The organism is Klebsiella sp. P1927, assembly GCF_018204675.1.
GTDB lineage: Bacteria > Pseudomonadota > Gammaproteobacteria > Enterobacterales > Enterobacteriaceae > Klebsiella > Klebsiella pneumoniae.
In genome coordinates, this window is sequence record NZ_CP073377.1 from 3,067,101 (window position 1) to 3,089,269 (window position 22,169).

Here is a 22,169-nt window from a genome sequence, read left to right on the forward strand (position 1 = left end):
CGGCAGAGCGAATCCCTAAGAGATCATGAAACCGTCTATGCCTGAACAATATCGATACTCATTGCCGGTCAAAGCCGGCGATCAGCGCCAGCTTGGCGAGTTGACCGGCGCAGCCTGCGCCACTTTGGTGGCGGAGATGGCCGAACGCCACAACGGCCCGGTGGTGCTGGTGGCGCCTGACATGCAAAACGCGCTGCGTCTGAACGACGAGATCAGGCAGTTTACCGACAGCATGGTGATGGGGCTGGCGGACTGGGAAACGCTCCCTTACGACAGCTTCTCGCCGCATCAGGACATCATCTCCTCCCGTCTTGCCACCCTTTACCAGTTACCCACCATGCAGCGCGGCGTACTGATCGTCCCGGTCAGCACCCTGATGCAGCGCGTCTGTCCGCACAGCTTCCTTCACGGCCACGCGCTGGTGATGAAAAAGGGCCAGCGCCTGTCGCGCGATGCGCTGCGCGATCAGCTGGAGGGGGCCGGCTACCGCCATGTCGATCAGGTGATGGAGCACGGCGAATATACTACCCGCGGCGCGTTGCTCGACCTGTTCCCGATGGGTAGCGATCAGCCCTACCGCCTTGATTTCTTTGACGATGAAATCGACAGCCTGCGCCTGTTCGACGTTGACAGCCAGCGCACGCTGGAGGAAGTGGCGGCCATTAACCTGCTGCCGGCGCACGAGTTCCCCACCGACCAGACCGCTATTGAGCTGTTCCGCAGCCAGTGGCGCGACCGCTTTGAGGTGAAGCGCGATGCCGAGCACATCTATCAGCAGGTCAGTAAAGGGACGCTACCTGCCGGTATCGAATACTGGCAACCGCTGTTCTTCAGCGAGCCGCTGCCGCCGTTATTCAGCTATTTCCCGGCCAGCACGCTGATCGTCAACACCGGCGATCTCGAGGCCAGCGCGGAACGATTCCAGAATGAAGCCCGCGCCCGCTTTGAAAACCGCGGCGTCGACCCGATGCGCCCGCTCCTGCCGCCTGAGCTGCTGTGGCTGCGCAGCGATGAGCTATTCAGCGAACTGAAAAAATGGCCGCGCGTGCAGCTGAAAACCGAACGTCTGGCGGACAAAGCGGCGAATACTAATCTGGGCTACCAGACGCTGCCGGACCTCGCCGTCCAGGCGCAGAACAAAGCGCCGCTGGATAATCTGCGCCGCTTCCTCGAGTCCTTTACCGGTCCGGTGATCTTCTCGGTGGAAAGCGAAGGCCGCCGTGAAGCGCTGAGCGAAATGCTGGCGCGGATTAAAGTTGCGCCAAAACATGTGCTGCGTCTGGAGGAAGCCACCGGCAACGGCCGCTATCTGATGATTGGCGCCGCCGAGCACGGGTTTATCGACAGCCAGCGCGGCCTGGCGCTGATTTGCGAGAGCGACCTGCTCGGCGAGCGGGTGGCGCGCCGTCGTCAGGATTCGCGACGCACCATTAACCCTGACACTCTGATTCGCAACCTCGCCGAACTGCATATCGGCCAGCCGGTCGTTCACCTGGAACACGGCGTGGGCCGCTACGCGGGCATGACTACCCTGGAAGCCGGCGGCATCACCGGCGAATATCTGATGCTGACCTACGCCAACGATGCCAAGCTATACGTTCCGGTATCGTCCCTGCATCTTATCAGCCGCTACGCCGGCGGGGCGGAAGAAAACGCCCCCCTGCACAAGCTGGGCGGCGATGCCTGGACCCGGGCGCGACAAAAAGCGGCTGAGAAAGTACGCGACGTGGCGGCCGAGCTGCTGGATATCTATGCCCAGCGCGCGGCGAAGGCGGGTTTTGCCTTTAAACACGACCGCGAACAGTATCAGCTGTTCTGCGACGGCTTCCCATTTGAAACCACGCCGGATCAGGCGCAGGCGATCAACGCCGTCCTCAGCGATATGTGCCAGCCGCTGGCCATGGACCGCCTGGTATGCGGCGATGTGGGCTTCGGCAAGACCGAAGTGGCCATGCGCGCCGCCTTCCTCGCCGTGGAGAACCACAAGCAGGTGGCGGTGCTGGTGCCGACCACCCTGCTGGCTCAGCAGCACTATGACAATTTCCGCGATCGTTTCGCCAACTGGCCGGTACGCATCGAAATGCTCTCCCGCTTCCGCAGCGCTAAAGAGCAGGCGCAGATCCTCGAGCAGGCCGCGGAAGGCAAAATCGATATCTTGATCGGCACCCACAAGCTGCTGCAGAGCGAGGTGAAGCTGCGCGATCTCGGGCTGCTGATCGTCGACGAAGAGCACCGGTTTGGCGTGCGGCATAAAGAGCGCATCAAAGCGATGCGCGCCGATGTCGATATTCTGACCCTCACCGCCACGCCGATCCCGCGGACGCTGAACATGGCGATGAGCGGGATGCGCGATCTGTCGATCATCGCCACGCCGCCGGCGCGCCGCCTGGCGGTGAAGACCTTCGTTCGCGAATATGACGCCCTGGTGGTGCGCGAGGCGATCCTGCGCGAAACGCTGCGCGGCGGCCAGGTCTACTATCTGTTTAATGACGTTGAGAACATCCAGAAAGCCGCCGACAAGCTGGCGGAGCTGGTGCCGGAGGCGCGGATCGCCATCGGTCACGGTCAGATGAGGGAGCGCGAACTGGAGCGGGTGATGAATGACTTCCATCACCAACGCTTCAATGTGCTGGTGTGCACCACCATCATCGAAACCGGGATCGACATTCCCACCGCCAACACCATCATCATCGAACGCGCCGACCATTTTGGCCTCGCCCAGCTGCACCAACTGCGCGGCCGCGTTGGCCGTTCGCATCACCAGGCCTATGCCTGGCTGCTGACGCCGCATCCGAAAGCGATGACCACCGATGCGCAAAAGCGCCTCGAGGCCATTGCGTCGCTGGAGGATCTCGGCGCCGGCTTTGCGCTGGCAACCCACGATCTGGAGATTCGCGGGGCCGGGGAACTGCTTGGGGAAGATCAGAGCGGTCAGATGGAAACCATCGGTTTCTCCCTGTATATGGAGCTGCTGGAGAACGCAGTCGATGCGCTGAAAGCCGGGCGTGAACCCTCGCTGGAAGATCTCACCAGTCAGCAGACGGAGGTTGAACTGCGCATGCCTTCCCTGCTGCCTGATGATTTCATCCCTGACGTCAATACGCGCCTGTCATTCTATAAGCGCATTGCCAGCGCCAAAAACGAACAGGATCTGGAGGAGATCAAAGTCGAGCTGATCGATCGTTTTGGCCGCCTGCCCGATGCCGTCCGCAACCTGCTGGATATCGCCCGTCTGCGTCAGCAGGCGCAAAAGTTAGGGATCCGCAAGCTGGAAAGCAACGAAAAAGGCGGCGTGATCGAATTTAACGAGAAAAACAACGTCAATCCGGTGTGGCTGATCGGCCTGCTGCAGAAGCAGCCCCAGCACTTCCGCCTGGACGGTCCCACGCGCCTGAAGTTCATGCAGGACCTGGAGGAGCGTAAAACGCGGATGGACTGGGTTCGCCAGTTTATGCGCCAGCTGGAAGAGAACGCCGTCGCCTGACTGGCAGGAGATACGGCCCCACTGCCGTATCTCCCTTCCCACATACCTCGCAATCTTTACAAACATTTTGCAATCCGCCTGGATTTCCCCACACAGACTCACGCCATAATCTCATCTGCTTTTCGTATAAAAATAACCACTTACATATTTTGGAGTTATGGTAATGAGAAACCGTTTCCCCGTGACGCTTTGGCTGACGCTAGTCGCGTTAGTCGCCGCGCTGGCCCTCCCCGCGCGCGCTAACACCTGGCCCCTTCCCCCGCCGGGCAGCCGGCTGGTGGGTCAGAATCAGTTTCATGTGGTACAGGATGACGGCGGTTCGCTGGAAGCGATTGCCAAGAAGTACAATGTCGGCTTCCTGGCCCTGCTGCAGGCCAATCCCGGGGTTGACCCCTATGTTCCGCGCGCCGGCAGCGTGCTGACCATCCCCCTGCAGACGCTGCTGCCCGATGCGCCGCGCGAAGGGCTGGTGATAAACCTCGCCGAACTGCGCCTCTACTATTACCCGCCGGGCAAAAATGAAGTGACCGTCTACCCAATCGGCATCGGCCAGCTGGGCGGAACCACCATCACACCGACGATGGTCACAACCGTGTCCGACAAACGGGCCAATCCGACCTGGACACCTACCGCCAACATTCGCGCGCGCTACAAGGCTATGGGGATTGAGCTGCCGGCGGTAGTGCCTGCTGGTCCTGACAATCCGATGGGCCATCACGCCATCCGCCTCGCCGCCTATGGCGGAGTCTATCTCCTGCACGGCACCAATGCCGATTTCGGCATCGGTATGCGCGTCAGTTCCGGCTGCATTCGTCTGCGCGATAACGATATCAAGGCGCTGTACAACACTATCTCGCCGGGCACGAAGGTGAACATTATCAACACGCCGATCAAGGCGTCGGTTGAGCCGGATGGCCGCCGTCTGGTTGAGGTCCATCAGCCGCTGTCTGAGCATATCGATGACGACCCGCAGACCCTGCCCATTACGCTTAATGCGGCCATGACTGCGTTCAAACAGGCGCCGCAGACCGACGGGACGGTGATGGAGCGCGCGATGAATTATCGCTCGGGCATGCCGATTGACGTCACCCGTCATGCTGAGCCTGGACCGCAGTCGCTGTAGTCTTACGCTGCATAAAACAAAAAACCCGCCTGATGGCGGGTTTTTTGTTGGCAAGGGTCAAACAGGGGTACAACAGGGTCTTACTCATCGCCGTCCGGTGAAGGGGGCCGGGCAGCGACGCATCGGGCTTACTTGTAGATAACGGCGGTACCGTGAAGGGTATTCGGACCGGTTACCGAAGTAATACGGTATGAAGTGGCGCCCATCTCATCCGCTTTCTGCGCCAGCTGGTCTTCCAGCGAGCCCAGGTTAGTCCCGGCAGAAGCAGAGATGGTGCCTACTTTATGCTGTCCTGCAGGGGTGGACTGCACCTCTACAGCGGCAAAGCTGGCGAAAGAAAGGGAACTTAAAACGGCGGCAATAGCCAGAGTATTAACGGTTTTCATGATTATTATACCTGTGCAGATGAATTTTATAGTAGGGTCGCAAGCATTAACTTAACGATCGATAGGTAAATAATAATGTGATCTATATCACACGTCAATGCATTTTTATAACGATCGTTTAACTATTTATAAAATGCTTAAATTTCATACATATATGAATTATTTATTTTTAAACCGACAGCGCTGGCCCCGGCGATCGTTTATTTTTATAATGGCCTTTCACCAAACCAACATAGGTACAACGGCACCATGACAACTGACGTTCAAAGTTGCGCCAAAAAAAGCCGTGGCCGACCGAAGGTGTTCGACAGGGATGCGGCGCTGGACAAAGCCATGACACTCTTCTGGCAGCACGGCTATGAGGCGACCTCGCTCGCCGATCTGGTCGAGGCGACAGGAGCAAAAGCCCCCACCCTGTATGCGGAATTTGTGAATAAAGAAGGCCTATTCCGCGCAGTGTTGGATCGTTACATTTCGCGCTTTGCCGCGAAGCACGAAGCCGTGCTGTTTGCCGAGGGAAAATCCGTCGATCGCGCGTTGCGTGACTACTTCACGGCGGTCGCCACCTGCTTTACCAGCAAAGAGACGCCGGCCGGCTGCTTTATCATCAATACCTCCCCCGCGTTGGCCGCCTCCTCGACGGATATCGCCAATACCATCAAATCCCGCCATGCGATGCAGGAGCAGGCGCTAACCCAGTTTCTGCAGCAGCGGCAGGCGCAGGGCGAACTGCCCGCGGGCCGCGATGTCGCGCAGCTGGCGCAATTTCTTAACTGCGTTCTGCAGGGGATGTCGATTAGCGCCCGGGAAGGCGCGGATTTCGACAAGCTGATGCAAATCACCGATACCACTCTCCGTCTCTGGCCGCAGGTCCTCGAGTCCTGATGCGCCCTGCTTCCGGCGGTATTCTGCCGCCGGATCCGCTCTCCTGTTGGCTTTATCCCCACAAAATAGATTGATTTTTATTATCTTTTCTCGCGCAAGATAAACGCAAATGATATTGATTGCGATATTCATTATGTGCAAAATCCTTTTTTGAGTTTTTCCAGATGTTTCGCATTGTAACGAATACCGGCCGACGCCGGCCCATAACAACGACAAAGCAACTTGCTCATAAAAGGAATGGATATGAAAAAGCGCCTCTGGGTGCTCCACCCTCTGCTGCTGGCCAGCACGCTGCCTGCGCTGGCGGCTCAGTCTGATGAAGACAGCATCATCGTTAGCGCAAACCGCACCCATCGCACCGTGGCCGAAATGGCCCAAACCACCTGGGTCATTGAGGGCCAGGAGATTGAGCAGCAGGTCCAGGGCGGGAAAGAGTTCAAAGACGTGCTGGCGCAGCTGATCCCCGGCATCGACGTCAGCAGCCAGGGGCGGACCAACTATGGGATGAACATGCGCGGGCGCGCGATCGTCGTGCTGATTGACGGCGTCCGACTCAACTCCTCACGCACCGACAGCCGCCAGCTCGACGCCATCGATCCATTCAACATCGAACATATCGAAGTGATCTCCGGAGCGACCTCGCTGTACGGCGGGGGCAGTACCGGCGGGCTTATCAACATCGTTACCAAAAAGGGGCAGCAGGATCGTCAGGTCGATCTTGAGGTGGGCAGCAAGAGCGGTTTTGCGAACAGCAACGATCATGATGAGCGCGTCGCGGCGGCCGTCAGCGGCGGAACAGACCACGCATCCGGCCGCTTGTCGGTAGCCTATCAGCGTTTCGGCGGCTGGTACGACGGCAATAACGATGCGCTGATCCTCGATAATACCCAAACGGGGCTCCAGCACTCTGACCGCCTCGACGTGATGGGGACGGGGACGATTGAGATCGATGATAACCGCCAGCTGCAGCTGGTCACCCAGTATTATAAAAGCCAGGGCGATGATGACTACGGTCTGTGGCTCGGGAAGAACATGTCCGCGGTCACCAGCGGCGGCAAAGCGTATACCACCGACGGGCTCAATTCCGACCGTATCCCCGGCACCGAACGCCATCTGATCAGCCTCCAGTACTCCGATGCCGACTTTTTCGGCCAGAATCTGGTGAGCCAGGTGTACTATCGCGATGAGTCCCTCACCTTCTATCCGTTCCCGACGCTCACGAAAGGTCAGGTCAGTAGCTTCTCCTCGTCGCAGCAGGATACCGATCAGTATGGGGCCAAGCTGACCCTCAACAGCCAACCGCTGGCGGGGTGGGATCTCACCTGGGGTCTCGACGCCGATCATGAGACCTTTAATGCCAACCAAATGTTCTTCGATCTGCCACAATCGATGGCCTCCGGCGGGTTGCACAACGAATCGATCTACACAACCGGCCGCTACCCGGGATACAGTATTTCCAATGTCGCGCCATTCCTGCAGTCCAGCTACGATCTGAACGATATCTTTACCGTCAGCGGCGGGGTACGCTACCAGTGGACCGAAAACCGGGTCGACGACTTTGTCGGCTACGCCCAGCAGCAGGATATCGCCAACGGCAAAGCGCGCTCCGCCGACGCCATCAAAGGCGGCAAAACCGATTATGACAATTTCCTGTTTAACGCCGGGATCGTGGCCCACCTGACCGAGCGTCAACAAACCTGGTTTAACTTCTCGCAGGGTGTCGAGCTACCGGACCCTGGTAAATACTATGGCATCGGTAAATATGGCGCTGCGGTGAATGGTCATCTGCCGCTGATCTCCAGCGTCAACGTCGATGACTCGCCGCTGCAGGGGATCAAAGTTAACTCGTACGAGCTGGGCTGGCGCTACACTGGCGATAACCTGCGCACCCAGCTGGCGGCGTACTACTCGACCTCGGATAAGACCATTGTCGTCAACCGCACCGACATGACCATCGACGTTCAGTCCGACAAACGGCGTATTTACGGCGTTGAGGGGGCGGTCGACTACTTTATTCCGGATAGCGACTGGAGCGTCGGCGGTAACTTCAACGTGCTGAAATCCCAGGTGCAGACCGACGGCCGCTGGCAAAAATGGGACGTCACCCTCGCCTCGCCGTCTAAAGCCACCGCCTGGGTGGGCTGGGCGCCGGATCCGTGGAGCCTGCGCGTGCAGAGTCAGCAGGTATTTGACCTCAGCGATGCCGCCGGTAACAAGCTGGAAGGCTATAACACCGTCGATTTTATCGGTAGTTACGCGCTGCCGGTGGGGAAACTGACCTTCAGTATCGAAAACCTGCTTAACGAAGACTATGTCACTATCTGGGGCCAGCGCGCGCCGCTGCTCTACAGCCCAACCTACGGCAGTTCATCGCTGTATGAGTACAAAGGTCGTGGCCGCACCTTTGGTCTGAACTATGCCTTAACCTTCTGATAAAAAAAGCCCCTCAGCCTGAGCGATTGAGGGGCTAATCACTACACAAATCTGTTTTTAGATTTTATTGTTCAGGACCAGCTGGCCGTTGTTGTCCAGCGGGATCTGGCTGCCGGGATCGTGATCCATGCGGATTTTCCCCTGCTGATCGCCTATCTTATAGGTCACATCGTAGCCGAGCATTTTATCGGATTTATCATACACCGTTTTGCAGCGCTGCTGGGTGGTGGTGTAGGTATCGTTGTCCTGCATCGCGCCCTGGATCTGGTTGCCTGCATAGCCGCCGCCCAGCGCACCTACAACCGTCGCCACGCTGCGTCCGTGACCGCCGCCAAACTGGTGGCCAATCACCCCGCCCGCCACCGCGCCCAGCACCGAACCGGCGATGCGGTTTTCATCCTGTACCGGACGACGATGAGTCACCGTGACATTGCGGCATTCCTGACGCGGCGTTTTCACGGTTTCTTTAATCGGTGTACTGGAGACCACTTGCGCATACTGCGGGCCGCGATCCAACACGTTGAGACCAGCGACAGCTGCAACGCCCAGCGCGGCAGCCACGCCTATCCCTATACCCGCCAACATAGATTTATTCACGGGAGTTCCTCCTTTGTTGCTGTTGATACAATTTTGCAACCGGAGCCGGGAGGGCGCAAATCAGATAGCGGATGAAAAGTGCGAGAATTCGCTGCAAATCAAAGGGATTCAGAGGATTCCGAGCGGGATCTCTGCGGTTCCAGCAGAAGAGCCCGGAGGCGCCCTCAGAGCGCGCCTCCGGGTCGCGACAGCGATTAGTGCAGCTTCAGGCGCGGGCGAATGATGCGGTTGATGCGCCCGACCAGCATCATCAGGCCGGTCTTGAAGTAACCATGCAGAGCAATCTGGTGCATACGGTACAGGGAGATGTACACGAAGCGCGCAATGCGCCCTTCCACCATCATCGAACCGCGCATCAGGTTACCCATCAGGCTGCCGACGGTGGAGTAATTTGACAGCGACACCAGCGAGCCATGGTCTTTATAGGTGTATGCCTTCAGCGGTTTGCCTTTCATCTGCGCCAGGATGTTGTTCAGCGCGCAGGTAGCCATCTGGTGCGCCGCCTGGGCCCGCGGAGGCACAAAGCCGCCTTCCGGACGGGCGCAGGAGGCGCAGTCGCCGATGGCGAAAATATCCGCATCGCGGGTAGTCTGCAGCGTCGGCTCGACCACCAGCTGATTGATACGGTTGGTTTCGAGGCCGCCGATCTCTTTCATGAAATCTGGCGCTTTGATCCCCGCCGCCCAGACCATTAGATCCGCCTCAATATATTCGCCATCTTTAGTGTGCAGGCCGCCCGCATCCGCGCTGGTGACCATGGTCTGCGTCAGAACCCGTACGCCCAGCTTAGTCAGCTCATTATGCGCTGCCCCGGAAATGCGCGGCGGCAGCGCAGGCAGAATGCGCTCGCCCGCCTCGACCAGCGTGACGTTCAGCGCTTCGTTGGTCAACCCTTTGTAGCCGTAGCTGTGCAGCTGTTTCACCGCATTGTGCAACTCAGCGGAGAGCTCCACGCCGGTGGCGCCGCCGCCGACGATGGCGATATTTACTTTACCGTTAGCGCCGAGGTTAGCAGAGTATTTAAGGAACAGGTTGAGCATTTCCTGATGGAAGCGACGCGCCTGGTGCGGGTTGTCGAGGAAAATGCAGTTCTCTTTTACGCCAGGGGTATTAAAGTCATTCGAGGTACTGCCCAACGCCATGACCAGCGTGTCGTACGGCAGTTTACGCTCAGCCACCAGCAGCTCGCCTTTTTCATTGCGCAGCTCGCCGAGGGTGATGGTTTTCCCTTCGCGGTTGATATCAACCACCGAGCCCAGCTGGAACTGGAAACCGTGGTTGCGGGCATGGGCCAGATAGCTCAGCGCATCAACGCCTTCATCCAGAGAACCGGTGGCCACTTCGTGCAGCAGCGGCTTCCACAGATGGCTGTGGTTACGGTCCACCAGGGTGATTTTCGCTTTCTTATGGCGCCCTAACTTTCTCCCCAGCTGAGTTGCCAGTTCCAGTCCGCCAGCGCCGCCACCCACAATTACGATTTTTTTCAATGGCGTAGTCATGTGTACCCCTAAAATTATTAACCAATTGTTAAATAAAAGTTATTGAAATAGCCTTTATTTAACAACAAGTTACGTTAATGAAACCATTCAGCACTGTCGAGAATACCATGAACGGTGCATTGGTCATACCAAAATTGATGTGCATCAAGTTTTGTCGCGTATTTTTTCAGCGAAACCAATAAGTGTAGACATGAAAAAACCCGCGTGGTGAACCCGACGCGGGTTTGGGAACAAGGGAAAAGCAGTTAGCCGAGGGTTTTAAACGCTTTCAGCCGCTGCAGATGCGGCGAGATATTTTTAAACTTATGGGTCTGCTCTTCATCCCAGATAATTTCATAATAGTGGTGCAGGAGATCGGCGGAACGCTGGCTGTCCAACGCCTCGTCCTGGCGGGAAAGCACCACCAGGCAGCGATCGCGGTTCTTCTCGCGGAAGTTGGTCACGCACTTGGTGGCGATGTCGGCATACTCTTCCGGTCGGTCGATTTTGCCTTCCATGTTCTCATGCGGAAACAGGTTTGGATTGAACACCGCCTGGCGGATATCGCACAGAAAACCAATCCGCTCCGCCCAGTAGCCGCCAAGGCCGACGCCGCAGATCAGCGGCCGGTCATCGGCAGTGAGCTGCAGCATTTTATCGACCTCTTTCAGCAAATGCTGCATATCGTGCTTGGGATGCCGCGTGCTGTAGCTAATCAACCGCACGTCCGGGTCGATAAACTGCAGCTGCATCACCTTCTCATGGTTACCGGGGCTGTTCGAGTCAAAACCGTGTAAATAGATAATCATCGCATCCTCACCAGACAACAACGCCCCGTAGAGCGTTACGCGGACTTCGCCTCTTGCCAGTGCGCATGAAGCTGCTCCAGCTGGGCACTCACCGTTTTCCAACGGGCTGAATCCCTTAACTCCTGACGGGAAAAGGAACCTTTATGATACAATTTCGTAACACGCTCTGCTTTGATCGGCGACAGGTTATCCAGCACACTGACCGCGCCTTTACGATTATTGCAGACGAGGATCATATCGCAACCGGCGTCGAGCGATGCCTGACCGCGTTCGGCATAGCTGCCCATGATCGCCGCCCCTTCCATCGACAGATCGTCGGAGAAAATCACCCCGTCAAAGCCCAGTTCGCCGCGCAGCACCGTTTTCAGCCAGTACGCCGAGCCGCTGGCCGGACGCGGATCGAGCTCCGGGTAAATCACATGCGCCGGCATAATGGCGTCCAGACGCTGCTCGGCGATAAGGCTTTTGAACACCGCCATATCATGGTCGCGGATAACCGATGCCGCCCGCGGATCGAACGGCGTCTCTTTGTGCGAATCGGCAGTCACCGCCCCGTGTCCCGGGAAGTGTTTGCCGGTGGTTTTCATGCCCGCGGCGTGCATCCCGTCAATGAAGTGACGCGCCATCGTCAGCGCTTTCTGCGGATCTTCATGATAAGAACGTTCGCCGATTGCGGCGCTGATATGGCCGACGTCCAGCACTGGCGCAAAACTAATATCGATATCCATGGCGATCATTTCGCTGGCCATCAGCCAGCCGGCTTCGGCGGCCAGTTTGCCCCCCTCTTCCATCCCCAACAGCGCGGCGAAAGACTGGGCCGCCGGTAAACGGGTAAACCCTTCGCGGAAACGCTGAACCCGCCCCCCTTCCTGATCGACCGCCACCACCAGATGGTTCCGGGAGGCGTCGCGGATCTGGCGCACCAGCTCGCGCAGCTGCGCCGGATCGTGATAATTTCGGGTAAAGAGGATCAACCCTCCCACCAGCGGATGCGCCAGAATCTCTCGCTCTTCCGCATCCAGCTCATACCCTTCGACATCCAACATCACTGGGCCCACACTGACCTCTCTTATCCTTTACGTTCGTTGTCTAACTGACACCATATTTCATCTGCCAGCGTGATAAATTGCCGGTCCCCGCTCTGCCGCCAGCGCATTTCATACCAGCCCGCCATCAGCAGCAGTACCCACGGGCGCCAGAGTGCAACCTGCCGCCAAAGCAGCTGCGCGTCGATGGCCGCCCGCCGGGCATACGCTTCTACCAGCCGACGGCGCTCGCCAGGCGTGATCCACACCGCGGCCAGCTCCAGCGCGATATCGCCATCGCCGGCATATTCCCAGTCGATCAGCCTCAGGCCGGACTCATTATGAATAATATTGCCGGCATGGACGTCCATGTGCAGCGGCGCCAGCCGCAGGGGACGGGGCTCGCCCTGGCGGCGCAGCCGCTGATGCCAGCGCAGCCACCGCGGCTTGCGCCGCGCCGGATCGCACCTCTGCCAGTACTGGGCCAGCAGTGGTGTGAGGCTAACCCGCCAGCCAAACCGCGGTTGCTGATGCAAATCATACAATAAGCCTGACAGCTGCGGGGAGGCCGGTAACTCGCTTTTCACCTCCCCTGTGCAATACTCCACCACCATCCAGCAGGGTGAGTAAAACAGCGGGGTTGGCGCCAGCCTGGCAGGCAGTCGGCGGAGTGCGTGATACTGACGGCGAAAATGGTAAGTGGCGGCAGACGGATCGTGCGGCTGACGCAGCACGTGCCGCCGGTCGCCGTCGCTGATAATCACACTGCCGCCGCTGAGGCCACTCTGGCTCAGCGAGGCGACAGGATGATAATGGGGAAAGAAGCGCGACAAGAGCTCGTCGCGCGTTAGCTTATTGTTGCTGAACAGCACCTTTACCTGACCAGATTATCTCACCGGTTTGCACCAGCATGAGCTGCATTTTCAGCTCAGGCGCGTTGACGTTGCCGGTGGCATTGGAGTAAAGCACATACTGCGCGCCCACGTTGCGGGCGATGCCCATGGCTTTGCTGCGGCTGCCGAGGCTGTCCTGCGGCGACAGGCCCAGCTGCTGCTTGGCGACCGCCAGCTGCTGCGCCGATACCAGGGTAAATTTGCCGTTACCGGCCAGCGCACTACGTAGCGCAGTGGTGGCTTCTCCAGCATTCAGCGAACCGTTGGTGCGGTTGTTCACGCTGTCAACCAGCAGAATACTGCCGGCATTGACCCCACTCGCCTGCAGCATCTGCCCCACCAGCGGCTGAACCGCGCCGTTCCAGTCATAATGACGCACGCGCGGCGCCGGCTGACCCGACTGCTGATCCTGATGCTCAATCGGCCCAGGCTGCGCCGGGACAGAGGGCACCGCCGGTACGGTCGGCACCGTGGGCTGCGGCTGCGCAGGCTGCTGCGGCTGCGGTTTGGCCTCTTCTACCGGCGCGGGCTGCTCCCGCAACCCCGCACAGCCTGCGAGGAATATCGCCAGTGCTGTGATTAACGCATAGCGACACATTTTCATCATTATAATTACCCCTTACAGATAAAGATAAAGGCGGGCCTTATGCGCCCCCAGGATATTGGCGCTGCCATATAACGTGACCGAGGAGCGGGCCGGTACCACGATGGTGCGCGGCGCGTCCAGCGGATGCATCTCCAGCCCTCGGGCGTCATACCAGAAAAAACGATAGTGCACGGTAACCGGCTGCTGGCGCTCGTTATATAGCGTTGAGGAGGCGGTAGCCTGAATCTCTGTCGCCACGACGGCAGGCTCGCTGGCGCTGATCCCCGCCGCCAGCACGCTCGACTCCATCACCAGCGCCTGCTGGTCAGAAACCGGGATCTCCGGGTGTGAACTACACCCGGCGAGTAGCCCCGCCGCCAGACACGCGCCCAAAAGGGTCCTGAGCATGACGTTAGCCTTTGTGCGCCAGCATCGGGCCAAGCGGACGACCGCCCAGCAGATGCATATGGATATGGTACACTTCCTGGCCGCCGTGGCGGTTGCAGTTGACGATCAACCGATAGCCATCGTCGGCAAGACCTTCATCGCGGGCGATCTTCGCCGCGACGGTCATCATCCGGCCCAGCGCCAGCTCATGTTCAGCGGTGACGTCATTTACGGTAGGAATCAGAACATTCGGGACAATCAGAATATGGGTGGGCGCCTGCGGGGAGATGTCGCGAAAAGCGGTCACAAGCTCATCCTGATAGACAATATCCGACGGGATCTCCCGGCGAATGATTTTGCTGAAAATCGTTTCTTCTGCCATGACTGATTCCTTATAAGTTTTATCCCGTGCGCTGGCCTGCTTCTGCAGATAAACGCGGACGCACAGGTTCCGCTAAGAGTATGAGCGACATTCTCCCTCTCTTTCAACCTGAAAGCTCCTTTTCTTATTCAACTATAGACTTAGCTGCTGAGGGAATAAGCATATGGCGGACTGTTTTCAGGGTTATCGCTTGTGGGGCACCGACTTTAGCGCATAAAAAAGGCAGCCAGTTGGCTGCCTTAGTCTCCCCGATACTACGTCTTAACTGTTACGGATGTACTCATCCATTTCAGTTTTCAGGTTATCGGACTTGGTACCGAAGATGGCCTGTACGCCAGAACCTGCCACTACCACGCCAGCGGCGCCCAGTTTTTTCAGGCCAGCCTGGTCAACTTTCGCTACATCCGCCACGCTAACACGCAGACGAGTAATACATGCGTCGAGGTTGGTGATGTTCTCTTTACCGCCGAAAGCGGCGACCAGAGCCGGAGCCATCTCGCTGGTGGCGCCAGCTTTGCTCTCTTCGGTGGTGTCTTCACGACCCGGTGTTTTCAGATCCAGGGCTTTAATCAGCACACGGAAAATGACGTAGTACACGATCGCATAGCAGATACCAACAATCGGGAACAGCCACAGTTTGCTGCTGTTACCGGACAGCACGATAAAGTCGATCAGGCCGTGAGAGAACGAGGTACCGTCACGCATACCCAGCAGGATACAGATCGGGAACGCCAGGCCCGCCAGAATGGCATGGATAACGTACAGGATCGGCGCCACGAACATGAACGAGAACTCGATCGGCTCGGTGATACCGGTCAGGAACGAGGTCAGCGCGGCGGAGATCATGATACCGCCCACTTTGGCGCGGTTTTCCGGTTTAGCAGAGTGCCAAATCGCGATAGCCGCTGCCGGCAGACCATACATTTTGAACAGGAAGCCGCCAGACAGTTTGCCCGCCGTCGGGTCGCCTGCCATGTAGCGCGGGATATCGCCGTGGAACACCTGACCAGCCGCGTTGGTGTATTCGCCGATCTGCATCTGGAAAGGAACGTTCCAGATGTGATGCAGACCAAACGGCACCAGGCAACGTTCGATGAAACCGTAGATACCAAACGCCACCACTGGGTTCTGATAAGCAGCCCACTGGGAGAAGGTTTGGATCGCGGAGCCGATCGGCGGCCAAATGAAGGAGAGGATCACGCCGGTGAAGATAGCGGCCAGACCAGAGATAATCGGCACAAAACGCTTGCCCGCAAAGAAGCCGAGATATTCTGGCAGCTTGATGCGATAGAAGCGGTTGAACATGTAGGCGGCGATAGCACCGGAGATAATACCGCCAAGCACGCCGGTATCAGCAAGGTGTTTTGCCGCAATCTCGTCAGCAGGTAAATGCAGCACCAGCGGCGCAACAACCGCCATGGTTTTCACCATGATGCCGTAAGCCACGACTGCAGCCAGTGCGGATACACCGTCGTTATTGGTGAAGCCGAGGGCCACACCGATAGCGAAGATCAGCGGCATATTGGCGAAAACTGAACCGCCTGCTTCTGCCATAACGTGGGAGACCACGGCTGGCAGCCAGCTGAAGTTAGCGGAACCGACGCCCAGCAGGATACCTGCGATAGGCAGTACGGATACCGGCAGCATCAGCGATTTACCGACCTTCTGCAGGTTAGCAAATGCATTCTTAAACATAATTGAGAGTGCTCCTGAGTATTTGGTACTTTTTTACGCTTTCACGCATTGGCCCGGGGGGAGAACCGTGCCGTGGACAGGACATCTAAGCGCCCTTTATTTATTACACAGAGTAAAATAATTAACGGGATGATTGTTTGACGGCTATCACGTTTCAATCAGCCTTCCGGTAAAAATTTACATCAACTTACATAAATTGTATCCAGATGTTGCTAAAAAACCTTCACCGCCACTTTTGTGGCGGTGAACTTTACTCGCTTTGGCTATTAATTACGAGCCTTAAAATAATAAGCAGATCAAGCAGGTTGCAAACGGGCGGGGTCGATGTGGAACAGGGTGGCAAAATTGTCGGTGGTCTGCTGAGCCAGATGCTCAAGCGACACCCCCTTCAGTACCGCCATATACTCGGCAACGTCACGGACCAGCGCCGGCTGGTTCTCTTTGCCGCGGTGGGGGACCGGCGCCAGGTACGGCGAATCGGTTTCAACCAGCAGGCGATCCAGCGGCACGTAGCGCGCCGCATCACGCAGCTGCTCGGCGTTACGAAAAGTGACGATACCGGAAAACGAGATATAGAACCCCATATCGAGCAGCTTGCCCGCTGTCTCCCTGTCCTCAGTGAAACAGTGTAGTACGCCACCGCAATCCGTCACCTTTTCTTCGCGCAAAATAGCCAGAGTATCGGCACGCGCGTCACGGGTATGGACGATCACCGGCTTATTGAGCTCACGGCCGATACGAATGTGGTCGCGGAACGAGCTTTGCTGTTGGGCTTTAGTTTCCGGGGTATAAAAATAATCCAGACCGGTCTCCCCCATCGCCACGACGCCCTCTTCCGCTGCCAGCGCGCGCAGGGTCTCTACCTCCCAGGGCTCGTCCTGGTTTAATGGGTGTACGCCACAGGAGAAGACGACGTTGTCACGCGTCCCCACCAGTTCGCGCATACTGCGGTAGCCAGGCAGCGTCGTGGCGACGGCGAGGCAATATTTCACATCGCGTGCGGCCGCTTTTGCCAGCACGTCGTCGACGTTTTTGTGTAGAGTTTGATAATCCAGACCATCAAGATGGCAGTGGGAGTCGACTAAAAACATAATGTCTCACTCAGAGGTGGGAGACGGGTAAACCCGTCCCGGGTTGCAGGTAATGTTCCCAGCGCAGCAGGCGCTCGGTAAGCAGCAGTTCGCGGTTGACACCGACAACGTTGAGCAATTGCTCGCGGCAGGTACAGACGTCATGGGCAATCGCCTGCAGCCGGGCGGCGGGCAGGCTGTGCGCCAGCTGCTCCAGCAGCGGCCAGACGTCAGGGTTACTCACCAGGGTAATCCCCTGCTGTCGTTTTTGCGCATCGACCAGCAGCGACGCCAGCCAGTGCAGGCGAACTGCCGCCTGTTCATGATTGAGTATCGGCAGCAGCGCCAGCCAGTCACCGCTCGCCAGGGTAGCCGCCAGCGCCTGACACAACTGCTGCCGCGCCGTCCACAGCGGTTCCTGTAACAGTTCGAGCGCCGCAGCCGGCGCGCTGGCGCACAGGCGTAACGCGGTCAACAATGACTCCTGCGGCAGGCTCACCTCACGCTCCAGCCAGGCCAGAGCATAAGGCTCAGACGGCGGCGCCAGATGATGCAGGCGACAGCGGCTGCGCAGAGTGGTCAGCAGACGCGCCGGCTCCTCGCAGGCGAGGAAGAACCAGGTATTCTCCGGGGGCTCCTCCAGCGTTTTCAGCAACGCGTTGGCGGCGGCATCGGTCAGCAAGGCAGCATCGCTAATCCAGACCACTTTTGCCCCACCAAGGCGCGCATGTTCATAGAGCTTTTCATTGACATCGCGCACCGCGTCAATACCCAGCGCGCTCTTGCCCTTCTCGGGGCTGAGCGCATAGTAATCGGGGTGCGTGCCGGCCTGCATCAGCTGACAGCTATGGCAGTGGCCGCAGCTTTTATGTCCTTCGGGCTGGCGGCACATCAGGAAGCGGCACAGCGCGTAAATCAACGCCTCGCCGCCCATCCCGTTCAGGGACTGTAACAGTAAGGCGTGGTGGCCTCGTCCGGCCTGATAGCTACCGACCAGTTGCTCGAACGAGGGGCGCAGCCACGGATACCATTTCATGCCGCTTGCTCCGCCATCCACTGGGCGATCGTGGCGCGAATGTCGCGCGCCACGGCATCCAGCGGCTGAGTTGCGTCAACCGTGCGGATAGAAGGATCGGCGGCGGCCAGCTCAAGATAGCGCGCGCGGGTACGGTTGAAAAAGTTCATGGACTCCTGCTCAATGCGATCCAGCTCGCCGCGGGCCCGGGCGCGCTGCAGCCCCACTTCCGGCGTGACGTCGAGATACAGCGTCAGATTGGGGCGAAAATCACCGAGTACCGCGTCGCGCAGCGTCGCCAGCATCGTGCGGTCAATTCCCCGGCCGCCGCCCTGATAGGCCTGCGTCGACAGATCGTGACGATCGCCGATCACCCACTGGCCGCGGGCCAGCGCGGGCTTAATCACGGTCTCCACCAACTGGACGCGCGCCGCGTAAAACATCAGCACTTCCGCTTTATCGTTAATGACTTCATCGCCCGTGGACTGGATATCCAGCACCAGGCTACGCAGTTTTTCGGCAAGGATTGTGCCCCCCGGCTCGCGGGTAAACACCATATCGTGAATACCCGCCGACTGCAGCGTCTCCACCACCAGTTGACGTGCGGTGGTCTTCCCGGCGCCCTCCAGCCCCTCGATGACGATATAGTTACTGCGCATTTTTTTCCTTAAGTACTTTCAGATAATCCTGCACCGCACGGTTATGACTGACCAGGTTTGTGGTAAACGTATGGCCCCCCTTCCCGTCGGCGACGAAATAAAGATATGGCGTTTTCGCCGGATGGGCGGCCGCCTTCAGCGAGGCCTCGCCCGGCACCGCGATAGGGCCCGGCGGCAAACCGCTGATGGTATAAGTATTGTATGCGGTCGGCGTCTCGAGATCCTTACGCGTTAACTTACCAGTATATCCTGCGCCCATCCCGTAGATTACGGTCGGATCGGTCTGCAAGCGCATACCGATGCGCAGGCGGTTGATAAATACCGACGCGACGCGGTCGCGCTCTTCCGCCACCGCGGTCTCTTTTTCAATAATCGAGGCCATGGTCAACAGCTGGTTCTGATCGGCATAGGGCAGATTCTCCATCCGTCCTTCCCAGACCTTCGCCACTTCGGCGACCATTTTCTGATGCGCGCGCTTGAGGATGGCGATATCGCTGGTGTTGGCGGTGTACATCCAGGTATCCGGCCAGAACCAGCCCTCTACCCAGTCGGCATGCTCAAGACCTAATGCCTTAGCCACCGTCGCGTAGCTATCGTCTTCAAGCGTGTGCTTCACGTACGGGGCATCGCGCAGCTGGCGCAGGTAGTCGCTGACGCGCATGCCTTCGACAAAGCGCAGCGGAAACTGCGCCTCTTTGCCGCTGGCCAGCAGCTGCAACATCTCGCGCACCGTCATTTGCGGCGTGAAGCGATAGGTCCCGGCCTTGAAGTGAGACAGCTCAGGTTCCACCCGCAGCAGCCACTGGAAAACGCGCGGGCGATTGATCACCTTCTCGCGATAGAGATCCTGGCCCAGCGCCAGCCGGCCGGTGCCGGCTTCGAGGGTAAAGATGGTCTCTTCCTTAATCAGCAGCTTGCTGTCCGCCAGCTGGCGTACCTTCCACATGCCTGCCGCCGCGGCGATGCCCAACAGCACGACCAGCAACAGGATAAAACGTAACATTTTCTTCATACTAACCAGACAGCTCACACAAAGGGGCTAAAAAATGGTAAAGCTCACGCGAGGACCAGGTGGTCTCCTCCCAGCGGCGAACCGGCACCAGCGGCATCAGCGCATTGCAGATCAGCACTTCATCGGCCTCCCGCAACGTCTCGGGACGCGCTGTCACTTCGACAACGCGAAACGTCGATGGTGCCAGCTGCGCGATACAGCGCTGCCGCATAATGCCGTTAACCCCGGCATAATCGAGTCGCGGAGTAAATACATCACGTCCCTGACGCCAGAATAAATTCGCGGCACAGCATTCCGTAAGCCACCCGTCACTGTCAAGGACCAGCGCCTCATCGGCGTCCGTCTGCTCAAGATGAGAGCGGATCAGCACCTGCTCAAGGCGATTAAGGTGCTTCAGGCCGGCAAGCCAGGAGTTGCGCCCCAGGGGCACCGGACTCTGGGTCAGAGTAATGCCCTCCTCCCGCCAGCGCGCATAATGCGCCGGGAATGGAGAGAAGCTGAGAATGCGAGTGGGCGACACGCAGCCTGCCGTACTGTATCCCCTTCCCCCAACGCCGCGGGTGAGAGTCACCTTGAGCACGCCCTGCGCGTGCGGCCGAGCCAGACGCTGCATCTCTTCGCTCAGCGTCAGCCAGTCGTTAAATGGGATATGTAATTTTTCACAGGTTGTCTGTAAACGCTGCAGATGGGCGTCCAGTAGCGCAACCTGCCCTTGCTGGATGCGGGCGGTGGTAAAACAGCCGTCGCCAAACTGGGTGGCGCGATCGTTCGCTGCCAACGTGTCCTGTACAACGCCGTTTATCAAGAACATAAAGGACTCCTTTTCACTGGTCGGTCAGTGTGTCAGGACCCAGAGCAGAGAACAAGCGGAGAAAGCTGAATAAAAAAGGCCCGACGAACGGGCCTTTTGTTAAAGCAGTACCGGGGCAAGCCCTGTCACACTTTTTTGAAGATCAGCGAACCGTTAGTGCCGCCAAAGCCGAAGGAGTTGCACAGGGTGTACTCCATACCGGAAACCTGACGCGCTTCGTGTGGAACGAAGTCGAGGTCGCAGCCTTCATCCGGGTTGTCGAGGTTGATCGTCGGCGGAACCGCCTGATCGCGCAGCGCCAGGATAGAGTAAATCGACTCTACCGCCCCTGCCGCACCCAGCAGATGCCCGGTCATGGATTTGGTAGAGCTCACCAGTACGCGGCTCGCCGCATCACCGAAGACAGACTTAACCGCCTGCGCTTCCGCTTTATCGCCGGCCGGCGTCGAGGTGCCGTGGGCGTTGACGTAGCCGATCTGGCCCGGTTCGATGCCCGCATCGCGAATAGCATTCACCATTGCCAGCGCGGCGCCCGCGCCATCTTCCGGCGGTGACGTCATGTGGTAAGCATCGCTGCTCATGCCGAAGCCAACGATCTCGGCGTAGATTTTGGCGCCGCGTTTTTTGGCATGCTCGTACTCTTCCAGCACCACCATACCCGCGCCGTCGCCCAGCACGAAGCCGTCACGATCTTTATCCCACGGACGGCTCGCCGCCTGCGGGTTGTCATTGCGCGTGGAGAGCGCACGCGCCGCGCCGAAGCCGCCCACGCCAAGCGGGGTACTGGCTTTTTCCGCGCCGCCTGCCACCATCGCATCGGCATCGCCATAGGCGATGATGCGCGCGGCCTGGCCGATGTTGTGCACGCCTGAAGTACACGCGGTCGCGATAGAGATACTTGGCCCACGCAGACCAAACATGATGGTCAGATGTCCGGCCACCATGTTAACAATTGTGGAAGGAACGAAGAATGGGCTGATCTTGCGCGGTCCGCCGTTAACCAGCGAACTGTGGTTTTCTTCGATCAAGCCGAGACCGCCGATACCGGAGCCGATAGCGGCGCCAATACGGGTTGCATTCTCTTCCGTCACTTCAAGGCCAGAATCCTGCATGGCCTGAACGCCAGCGACAATTCCATATTGAATGAAGGCATCCATCTTGCGCTGTTCTTTGCGCGAGATAATGTCATCACAGTTAAAATCCTTTACTAAGCCAGCAAATTTCGTTGCATAGGCGCTAGTATCGAAATGGTCGATCAGGCTGATGCCACTCTGACCGGCAAGGAGAGCTTTCCAGGTAGACTCTACGGTATTGCCGACAGGAGACAACATGCCCAGTCCGGTCACAACTACACGACGCTTAGACACGTTTGTCCTCCAGGGAGGGAAAATAGATTCTTGTGGGACAAAAAAAAGATAAAACTCAGGCGGTCGAATGAC

22 protein-coding genes are annotated in these 22,169 nt (G+C 58.3%); 5 read left to right on the forward strand and 17 right to left on the reverse strand.

All coding sequences use genetic code 11. From position 1 onward, the window contains the following. Positions 1 to 37 precede the first annotated feature (37 nt). Together mfd and ldtC are read left to right on the forward strand one after the other, a co-directional pair. A complete protein-coding gene (gene mfd / locus KB892_RS15625) occupies positions 38 to 3,484 on the forward strand; it encodes a transcription-repair coupling factor (RefSeq protein WP_002900792.1) in 3,447 nt (1,148 codons plus the stop codon). A gap of 163 nt (positions 3,485 to 3,647) precedes the next feature. Beyond that, positions 3,648 to 4,607, forward strand: a complete 960-nt coding sequence (gene ldtC, locus KB892_RS15630; RefSeq protein WP_002900790.1) for a L,D-transpeptidase LdtC — start codon at positions 3,648 to 3,650, stop codon at positions 4,605 to 4,607. Between the two features lie 128 nt (positions 4,608 to 4,735). Here the strand turns inward: ldtC and bhsA are convergent, their stop codons facing one another. After that, on the reverse strand, positions 4,736 to 4,993 hold the full coding sequence (gene bhsA / locus KB892_RS15635; protein ID WP_002900788.1) for a multiple stress resistance protein BhsA: 258 nt from the start codon (positions 4,991 to 4,993) through the stop codon (positions 4,736 to 4,738). A gap of 97 nt (positions 4,994 to 5,090) precedes the next feature. Between bhsA and KB892_RS15640 the strand changes: the two genes are divergently transcribed. Further along, a complete protein-coding gene (locus KB892_RS15640) occupies positions 5,091 to 5,246 on the forward strand; it encodes a hypothetical protein (protein WP_004147941.1) in 156 nt (51 codons plus the stop codon). Then, positions 5,243 to 5,878 (forward strand): TetR/AcrR family transcriptional regulator, encoded by a 636-nt coding sequence (locus tag KB892_RS15645; protein ID WP_002900785.1) that lies wholly within the window; start codon positions 5,243 to 5,245, stop codon positions 5,876 to 5,878. The genes KB892_RS15640 and KB892_RS15645 overlap by 4 nt, the downstream gene beginning before the upstream one ends. A 52-nt stretch (positions 5,879 to 5,930) precedes the next feature. Here KB892_RS15645 and KB892_RS15650 read toward each other — a convergent pair whose 3' ends face one another. Further along, positions 5,931 to 6,053: a hypothetical protein gene (locus KB892_RS15650; protein ID WP_009484243.1), complete on the reverse strand. Its 123-nt coding sequence runs from the start codon at positions 6,051 to 6,053 to the stop codon at positions 5,931 to 5,933. Positions 6,054 to 6,121: 68 nt separating this feature from the next. On the opposite strand from KB892_RS15650, the gene KB892_RS15655 reads away from it, so the two are divergent. Continuing rightward, entirely contained in the window at positions 6,122 to 8,311 is a 2,190-nt protein-coding gene (locus KB892_RS15655; RefSeq protein ID WP_004150817.1) for a TonB-dependent siderophore receptor, read from the forward strand. A gap of 57 nt (positions 8,312 to 8,368) precedes the next feature. On the opposite strand, the gene KB892_RS15660 is transcribed toward KB892_RS15655, so the two are convergent. From KB892_RS15660 to fabF, 15 genes are all read right to left on the reverse strand, one after another. Then, on the reverse strand, positions 8,369 to 8,908 hold the full coding sequence (locus tag KB892_RS15660; RefSeq protein WP_002900781.1) for a glycine zipper 2TM domain-containing protein: 540 nt from the start codon (positions 8,906 to 8,908) through the stop codon (positions 8,369 to 8,371). A 194-nt stretch (positions 8,909 to 9,102) separates the two neighbouring features. After that, entirely contained in the window at positions 9,103 to 10,407 is a 1,305-nt protein-coding gene (locus tag KB892_RS15665; RefSeq protein ID WP_002900778.1) for an NAD(P)/FAD-dependent oxidoreductase, read from the reverse strand. Between the two features lie 245 nt (positions 10,408 to 10,652). Further along, positions 10,653 to 11,195, reverse strand: a complete 543-nt coding sequence (ycfP, locus tag KB892_RS15670) for an alpha/beta hydrolase YcfP (RefSeq protein WP_002900775.1) — start codon at positions 11,193 to 11,195, stop codon at positions 10,653 to 10,655. 35 nt (positions 11,196 to 11,230) lie between these two features. After that, the gene (gene nagZ / locus KB892_RS15675; protein ID WP_004228961.1) at positions 11,231 to 12,241 is read right to left on the reverse strand and encodes a beta-N-acetylhexosaminidase; all 1,011 of its coding nucleotides are present in this window, start codon (positions 12,239 to 12,241) and stop codon (positions 11,231 to 11,233) included. A gap of 23 nt (positions 12,242 to 12,264) precedes the next feature. Next, positions 12,265 to 13,092: a thiamine kinase gene (gene thiK, locus KB892_RS15680; protein ID WP_004150819.1), complete on the reverse strand. Its 828-nt coding sequence runs from the start codon at positions 13,090 to 13,092 to the stop codon at positions 12,265 to 12,267. Beyond that, positions 13,073 to 13,711: a penicillin-binding protein activator LpoB gene (gene lpoB, locus KB892_RS15685; protein ID WP_014342994.1), complete on the reverse strand. Its 639-nt coding sequence runs from the start codon at positions 13,709 to 13,711 to the stop codon at positions 13,073 to 13,075. Before lpoB ends, thiK begins: the two co-directional genes overlap by 20 nt. A gap of 21 nt (positions 13,712 to 13,732) precedes the next feature. Beyond that, on the reverse strand, positions 13,733 to 14,107 hold the full coding sequence (locus KB892_RS15690; RefSeq protein ID WP_002900683.1) for a YcfL family putative periplasmic lipoprotein: 375 nt from the start codon (positions 14,105 to 14,107) through the stop codon (positions 13,733 to 13,735). Between the two features lie 4 nt (positions 14,108 to 14,111). Next, positions 14,112 to 14,468 carry a purine nucleoside phosphoramidase gene (gene hinT / locus KB892_RS15695; RefSeq protein ID WP_002900681.1) on the reverse strand — a complete coding sequence of 119 codons (357 nt, stop codon included), beginning with the start codon at positions 14,466 to 14,468 and terminating at the stop codon, positions 14,112 to 14,114. A 261-nt stretch (positions 14,469 to 14,729) separates the two neighbouring features. Further along, on the reverse strand, positions 14,730 to 16,163 hold the full coding sequence (ptsG, locus tag KB892_RS15700) for a PTS glucose transporter subunit IIBC (protein WP_002900680.1): 1,434 nt from the start codon (positions 16,161 to 16,163) through the stop codon (positions 14,730 to 14,732). A gap of 296 nt (positions 16,164 to 16,459) precedes the next feature. Next, positions 16,460 to 17,254 (reverse strand): metal-dependent hydrolase, encoded by a 795-nt coding sequence (locus KB892_RS15705; protein WP_002900678.1) that lies wholly within the window; start codon positions 17,252 to 17,254, stop codon positions 16,460 to 16,462. Positions 17,255 to 17,264: 10 nt separating this feature from the next. After that, the gene (gene holB, locus KB892_RS15710) at positions 17,265 to 18,269 is read right to left on the reverse strand and encodes a DNA polymerase III subunit delta' (RefSeq protein WP_002900676.1); all 1,005 of its coding nucleotides are present in this window, start codon (positions 18,267 to 18,269) and stop codon (positions 17,265 to 17,267) included. Further along, on the reverse strand, positions 18,266 to 18,907 hold the full coding sequence (gene tmk, locus KB892_RS15715) for a dTMP kinase (RefSeq protein WP_002900674.1): 642 nt from the start codon (positions 18,905 to 18,907) through the stop codon (positions 18,266 to 18,268). The genes holB and tmk overlap by 4 nt, the downstream gene beginning before the upstream one ends. Further along, positions 18,897 to 19,919, reverse strand: coding sequence for a cell division protein YceG (gene yceG, locus KB892_RS15720; RefSeq protein WP_002900671.1), 1,023 nt, complete (start codon positions 19,917 to 19,919; stop codon positions 18,897 to 18,899). Before yceG ends, tmk begins: the two co-directional genes overlap by 11 nt. 1 nt (position 19,920) lies before the next feature. Continuing rightward, positions 19,921 to 20,730, reverse strand: coding sequence for an aminodeoxychorismate lyase (gene pabC, locus KB892_RS15725; RefSeq protein WP_002900669.1), 810 nt, complete (start codon positions 20,728 to 20,730; stop codon positions 19,921 to 19,923). A 125-nt stretch (positions 20,731 to 20,855) separates the two neighbouring features. Next, positions 20,856 to 22,097 carry a beta-ketoacyl-ACP synthase II gene (gene fabF / locus KB892_RS15730; protein ID WP_002900666.1) on the reverse strand — a complete coding sequence of 414 codons (1,242 nt, stop codon included), beginning with the start codon at positions 22,095 to 22,097 and terminating at the stop codon, positions 20,856 to 20,858. Positions 22,098 to 22,169: the final 72 nt, after the last annotated feature.

Bases quoted from the DNA above. Each gene is read 5' to 3' on its own strand.
- KB892_RS15665 (WP_002900778.1), bottom strand. From the start codon at position 10,407: ATGACTACGCCATTGAAAAAAATCGTAATTGTGGGTGGCGGCGCTGGC.
- KB892_RS15650 (WP_009484243.1), bottom strand. From the start codon at position 6,053: ATGCGAAACATCTGGAAAAACTCAAAAAAGGATTTTGCACATAATGAA.
- lpoB (WP_014342994.1), bottom strand. From the start codon at position 13,711: ATGTGTCGCTATGCGTTAATCACAGCACTGGCGATATTCCTCGCAGGC.
- KB892_RS15705 (WP_002900678.1), bottom strand. From the start codon at position 17,254: ATGTTTTTAGTCGACTCCCACTGCCATCTTGATGGTCTGGATTATCAA.
- nagZ (WP_004228961.1), bottom strand. From the start codon at position 12,241: ATGTTGGATGTCGAAGGGTATGAGCTGGATGCGGAAGAGCGAGAGATT.
- hinT (WP_002900681.1), bottom strand. From the start codon at position 14,468: ATGGCAGAAGAAACGATTTTCAGCAAAATCATTCGCCGGGAGATCCCG.
- KB892_RS15645 (WP_002900785.1), top strand. From the start codon at position 5,243: ATGACAACTGACGTTCAAAGTTGCGCCAAAAAAAGCCGTGGCCGACCG.
- KB892_RS15690 (WP_002900683.1), bottom strand. From the start codon at position 14,107: ATGCTCAGGACCCTTTTGGGCGCGTGTCTGGCGGCGGGGCTACTCGCC.
- pabC (WP_002900669.1), bottom strand. From the start codon at position 20,730: ATGTTCTTGATAAACGGCGTTGTACAGGACACGTTGGCAGCGAACGAT.
- yceG (WP_002900671.1), bottom strand. From the start codon at position 19,919: ATGAAGAAAATGTTACGTTTTATCCTGTTGCTGGTCGTGCTGTTGGGC.
- ptsG (WP_002900680.1), bottom strand. From the start codon at position 16,163: ATGTTTAAGAATGCATTTGCTAACCTGCAGAAGGTCGGTAAATCGCTG.
- bhsA (WP_002900788.1), bottom strand. From the start codon at position 4,993: ATGAAAACCGTTAATACTCTGGCTATTGCCGCCGTTTTAAGTTCCCTT.
- mfd (WP_002900792.1), top strand. From the start codon at position 38: ATGCCTGAACAATATCGATACTCATTGCCGGTCAAAGCCGGCGATCAG.
- holB (WP_002900676.1), bottom strand. From the start codon at position 18,269: ATGAAATGGTATCCGTGGCTGCGCCCCTCGTTCGAGCAACTGGTCGGT.
- KB892_RS15655 (WP_004150817.1), top strand. From the start codon at position 6,122: ATGAAAAAGCGCCTCTGGGTGCTCCACCCTCTGCTGCTGGCCAGCACG.
- tmk (WP_002900674.1), bottom strand. From the start codon at position 18,907: ATGCGCAGTAACTATATCGTCATCGAGGGGCTGGAGGGCGCCGGGAAG.
- KB892_RS15640 (WP_004147941.1), top strand. From the start codon at position 5,091: ATGCATTTTTATAACGATCGTTTAACTATTTATAAAATGCTTAAATTT.
- ycfP (WP_002900775.1), bottom strand. From the start codon at position 11,195: ATGATTATCTATTTACACGGTTTTGACTCGAACAGCCCCGGTAACCAT.
- ldtC (WP_002900790.1), top strand. From the start codon at position 3,648: ATGAGAAACCGTTTCCCCGTGACGCTTTGGCTGACGCTAGTCGCGTTA.